The following is a 4682-nucleotide window of genomic DNA, read 5'->3' as shown; positions in this document are numbered from 1 at the left end:
CCGCACTTTTGGGATAAATCGGGGGTGCTATGAGACTCAACAATTTCGAAACCCTGCGGATCTGGCATTTGTCTTGCCGCCAGAGTGGCCACGCCTGACAAAAACCGGGGTTTCCGGATGGACACTAGCCTATTCACGCATTCAATGCAAGCAATTATTTACCCCGGCAGGACCGGAGCGAAGCCCTGCGGTAGCATTCGCCCCGTCTGTTCCCGGGTTGAACGGCCAGCCTTGCGGGTCCTGCTGCCGCTGCGCCATTGCACGAATCCGGTCATTGGGTTACTGTCGATGCGGGTTTCCGGCACGAATTTGCCACCGGATCGTGACCGACCCGCAAAGAAATCCAGCGCCGCCAGAAACAGTCCCCCTTGCAAGCCGAAAGGATTTGCCACATGGATCAGACCAAAAATACGCCATCGCTGGGCCGCCTGGCGAATATTGTCGCACAATTGCGGGCTCCACAGGGCTGCCCCTGGGACGCGGCACAGACCCCGGAAAGCCTGCGTCCCTGTATCATCGAGGAGGCATACGAACTCATAGAGGCCATCGATCAAGGCGATCATCTTGCGATTTGCGAGGAACTGGGCGACCTGCTGTTGCAGGTGGTACTGTTGGCGCGCATTTTTGAAGAAAGACACCTTTTCAGCCTTGAAGACGTGGCCCGTGGCATCACGGACAAACTGGAAAGACGACATCCGCACGTCTTCGGCGACTGCCAGGCCCACGATATCGCTTCCACTCAGCGCCAATGGGACGAAATCAAGCGCCTGGAAAAAAGGGACCGGGGAGAACCAGCATCGGCCCTGGGCACATTTCCGCCACATCTTCCCGCCCTGATGAAAGCCAGGAAACTTACGGAAAGAGCCAGTCGTGCCGGCTTCGACTGGCCGGATATGGAGGGCGTCATGGCCAAGGTCCACGAGGAGCTGGCCGAATGCGAGGAAGCCTTTCGAGGCGGCGATGGGCAAAAAATGGAAGAGGAACTGGGTGATCTGTTGTTTGCCGCGGCAAACCTTGGCCGGTTTCTGGACATCGACGCCGAAAACGCCCTGGGAAATACCATCAAACGCTTCACCCGAAGGTTTCATCACGTCGAACATTGCCTGAGAAAAAACCGGCGCCCCCTGACAAGCGCTTCATTGAAGGAACTGCAGAGCTTGTGGGAAGACGCCAAGCAACGGGAACGCGGCATTTCTGAAACATAGCACAATCTTCAGACGATGCCAGAATCGCGCCGCGATCCTAAAAATCCCGCATCTTCAAGCCCCTTGCCACCTTTTCCACAAATTATGTTGACAGGCAGTGGACAACCCTGTGGAAACGGCTTGCCGGGCCCTATCCCTCTGGGCCTCCAACAATCTGCCTATTTTATAACCACAGATACATATGCCAATCAAATCAATAGTTTACATTATTACACCCATATACAACGACACTGCGGAAAGAGCGACCAACCCTGATTCCCTGCCCTGCCATATTTTCTTGGAAACTGCTAAACCATTGGTGATACAGAGGCCGCCGGGACTGAAAAACCGGCATTTCAAAAGCCGTGCAAACCTTGGCGAGGCTGGCGCGGCATCCGATGCGGGGCGGGCTTTGCGGATCGATAAATGGATACGCCCCTCTTCGTATGTACGAAGAGGGGCGTCGAGATTTGGCGGCCCCGGCGCGATTCGAACGCACGGCCTATCGCTTAGGAGGCGATTGCTCTATCCAGCTGAGCTACGGGGCCAGCAAGGGGCTAGATTTATACTACAGGTTTGATTTTTCTGGCAAGTTTTTTCTTTCCTCGCCTTGCCATCAGAATTTGAGCAGACTGAAAACCTTGTGCGATTGAAGTTTTTCCCGGCCTTTCAAAAATTCCAGTTCCGCCAGGAAAGCGCATTCAACAATCTGTGCGCCGCAGTCTTCGACCATTTCGATAACCGCCGCCACGGTGCCGCCGGTAGCCAGGAGGTCATCCGCGACAATGACACGATCACCGACCTTGAACGCATCGGAGTGGATTTCAAGACTGTCGGTGCCATATTCAAGCTGATAGGTTTTCTGTATCGTTTTGTAAGGCAGTTTGCCTGGCTTGCGCACCAGGGTAATGCCGGTACCGAGTTTATAGGCCAGGGCTGCACCGAGAATGAAGCCGCGGGCTTCGATACCGACGATCTGGTCGATTTTTTGCCCGATATAACGATGCGCTATGAGATCCACCATGCGATGATAACTTTTCGCATCGGACAACAAAGTGGTAATATCCTTGAAAACAATCCCCTTTTTGGGGAAATCGGGGATATCCCGAATGGCATTGCGCAGGTCCTCCACGTCCAGGTTCCTTTCAGTCATAAAACATCTTCCGCGTACATTGAGAGTTAAGGTGTTCAGGAACGCTTTGCCATCTCGCTTTCCATAAAAGCCAGGCTGGCGGTTTCCTGTTCTTCCATGATACCGCGTAATTTCTGCAAGCTCTTGGCCTCGATCTGGCGAATCCGCTCCCGGGTTACGCCAAACCGCCGCCCGATGGTGTCCAGAGTCTGCGGTTCCTGGTCATTGAGACCAAAGCGCAGTATCAGGATCTCCTGTTCATTTTCACTCAGGGTCTGAAACCACTTGCAGACATGGGCATATTTGTCTATGTCGTCGACAAACACGCTGGGGTTGTCGGCGTTGGCATCCTCGATCGTATCGATGAGACTATAGTCGCGGTTTTCACCCATGGGGTGCTCGATGGAATAGGTCTTTTTTACCAGCACCATGAGCCTGCGGATATAGGCAGGGTCCACTCCCATGTATTCGGCGATCTCCTCGACCTTGGGCTCGCGGTTGTACTGGTGAACCAATTCCCGACTGATCTTGATGAACTTGTTGATGTCATCGGAGACATGCACCGGCAGCCGGATCGTGCGGCTCTGGTTCACCAGGGCACGTTCGATGGATTGCCGGATCCACCAGGTGGCATAGGTGGAAAAACGGCACTCCTTGCTCAGCTTGAATCGCTCCACAGCCTTGATGAGCCCCATGTTGCCCTCCTCGATAAGATCGAGGAAAGGCAGACCCCGGTTCATATAGCGCTTGGCTATCTTGACCACCAGCCGCAGATTCGACTCGATCATGCGATCCCGGGCAGCCGCGTCTCCCTGCGAAATACGGCGGGCAAGCATGCGCTCATCCTCGGCCGTCAGCAGTTTTGTCTTCTGGATTTCCCTCAGGTAAAGCTTGATGGCATCATCCGAGGGACCATCGTCCTTTTTGTCTTCCCCGGATTCCTCTTCATCGGAATCGTCGTTATCATCGCACTCCTCTTCGTCTGCCTCTTCCATTTCGTCAAGGACCTGCATGGCATCAAAACCTGCTCCCTTCTCTTCCACGGCTTCGACTTCCTCCTCCACGACAACGTCCTGAACATCCGACGGGTAGCGTTTACGCGTTTTGCCCATATGATCTCAGACCTCCTTGTTCCATGCCTGATTATCCTGCAGCAAGCCAGATTTGCAGATCCGTCTCCGACGCCGGGACGGTTCTGGATTGCGTCATGCTCCAGCGCAGCCCTGTCATCAGCAGCGCATGCCGCTCCGCCGCAACCGCCAGGCGAAGGTCATGATGCCATGATCAGGGTAAAAAAGAAACCGGGTTCAGTGCTTCCTTGCCGTGCCGGATCTCAAAATGCAGACGGGAGCCGCGGTATCCCGGCGGCGACCCGGAAACAGCTATGTGGTCACCCTTGCCGACATAGCTTCCGGCCCGCACCAGATTGGCCTGGTTGAACCCGTAAACCGTGAAGTAGTCGTCGGCATGCTTGAGTATGATCAGGTTACCGTAGCCCTTGATGCCGTCCCCACTGTAGGTGACATGCCCTGCCGCGGCAGCGACCACCGTCTGCCCGTGCCTGACTTCGATTTCGATTCCCTTACGGCCGCCATACCCCTGTTGTCCAAAGGGCTTCACCAGTTTACCACGAACCGGCCAGATAAACCTGCCTTTGGGAATTTTTGTTCCCTCGTTTTTCCTGACAGAGGTCTTATTGCTGGCTGACGGCGCGGCGGGGGTTCTGCGGGAGGAGCTGGACGGAGTCGATGAGGCAGCGCTGGATGGCTGACGCTTCCTGACGGTGGTCACCCGCTGCCGATGGCCCCCGACAGCCACGGTGGCCGGTACAAATCTTCGGCTGCGCGCGCCGGGTATGAAAAGCCGCTGTCCAACCTTGAGCTGAGTGGGATCCGCGATGCCGTTCAAACGTGCCACGTCATCGGCATCCACTCCATAGGTCTGCCCGATGCGGTAAATGGTCTGCCCGGGCTGCACCGTATGGTATACGCCCCGGGGTGGTCCACAGCCGGCCAGCAGCAGCGCCAGCAGCAGAACCAGCCCGAACCCAATCTTCGCGGCGTGGCCCAGGCGAACAACAACATGCGCCCTGCAAACCTGTTCATGGCACCAAAAAGTCATCTTCAATCGAAATTCCACCGCCTCGACAAGAAGGTCAGGTAAAATGCGACACCAGCAAAAACCCTCCGATACAGAGAATCATAAGGGCAAACGTCAGATAATTGAAATAGGTTTCAACAAACCGCCGGACAGGCTGCCCCCACAACCAGACCAGCAGCGCCAGCAGAAAAAACCGCAAACTGCGACTGAGCAGGGATGCTAACATGAACATGCCGAAATTGATCTGGAACACTCCGGCGCCAATC

The 4682-nt window shown here is 55.4% G+C and carries 4 protein-coding genes, 1 tRNA gene and 1 pseudogene; 1 reads left to right on the top strand and 5 read right to left on the bottom strand.

The genetic code is table 11. The annotated features are described in order from the left end of the window. Positions 1-392 precede the first annotated feature (392 nt). On the top strand, positions 393-1205 hold the full coding sequence (gene mazG / locus AB7E65_RS12065) for a nucleoside triphosphate pyrophosphohydrolase (RefSeq protein ID WP_428746027.1): 813 nt from the start codon (positions 393-395) through the stop codon (positions 1203-1205). 450 nt (positions 1206-1655) lie between these two features. On the opposite strand, the gene AB7E65_RS12060 is transcribed toward mazG, so the two are convergent. The 5 genes and pseudogenes from AB7E65_RS12060 to AB7E65_RS12040 all read right to left on the bottom strand — a co-directional run. Further along, positions 1656-1732 (bottom strand) — tRNA-Arg (locus AB7E65_RS12060). Between the two features lie 68 nt (positions 1733-1800). Next, positions 1801-2337 (bottom strand): adenine phosphoribosyltransferase, encoded by a 537-nt coding sequence (locus AB7E65_RS12055; RefSeq protein ID WP_428746026.1) that lies wholly within the window; start codon positions 2335-2337, stop codon positions 1801-1803. 35 nt (positions 2338-2372) lie between these two features. Continuing rightward, positions 2373-3428 (bottom strand): sigma-70 family RNA polymerase sigma factor, encoded by a 1056-nt coding sequence (locus AB7E65_RS12050; RefSeq protein ID WP_072287469.1) that lies wholly within the window; start codon positions 3426-3428, stop codon positions 2373-2375. Positions 3429-3600: 172 nt separating this feature from the next. Then, positions 3601-4437 carry a peptidoglycan DD-metalloendopeptidase family protein gene (locus tag AB7E65_RS12045; protein WP_428746028.1) on the bottom strand — a complete coding sequence of 279 codons (837 nt, stop codon included), beginning with the start codon at positions 4435-4437 and terminating at the stop codon, positions 3601-3603. Between the two features lie 34 nt (positions 4438-4471). Continuing rightward, a pseudogene (locus AB7E65_RS12040) lies at positions 4472-4682 on the bottom strand (DedA family protein); the annotation flags it as partial.

Origin of the sequence: Syntrophotalea sp., assembly GCF_050253115.1 — a bacterium.
GTDB classification, from domain to species: domain Bacteria; phylum Desulfobacterota; class Desulfuromonadia; order Desulfuromonadales; family Syntrophotaleaceae; genus Syntrophotalea; species Syntrophotalea acetylenica.
This window is presented reverse-complemented; position numbering and strand designations above follow the sequence as displayed.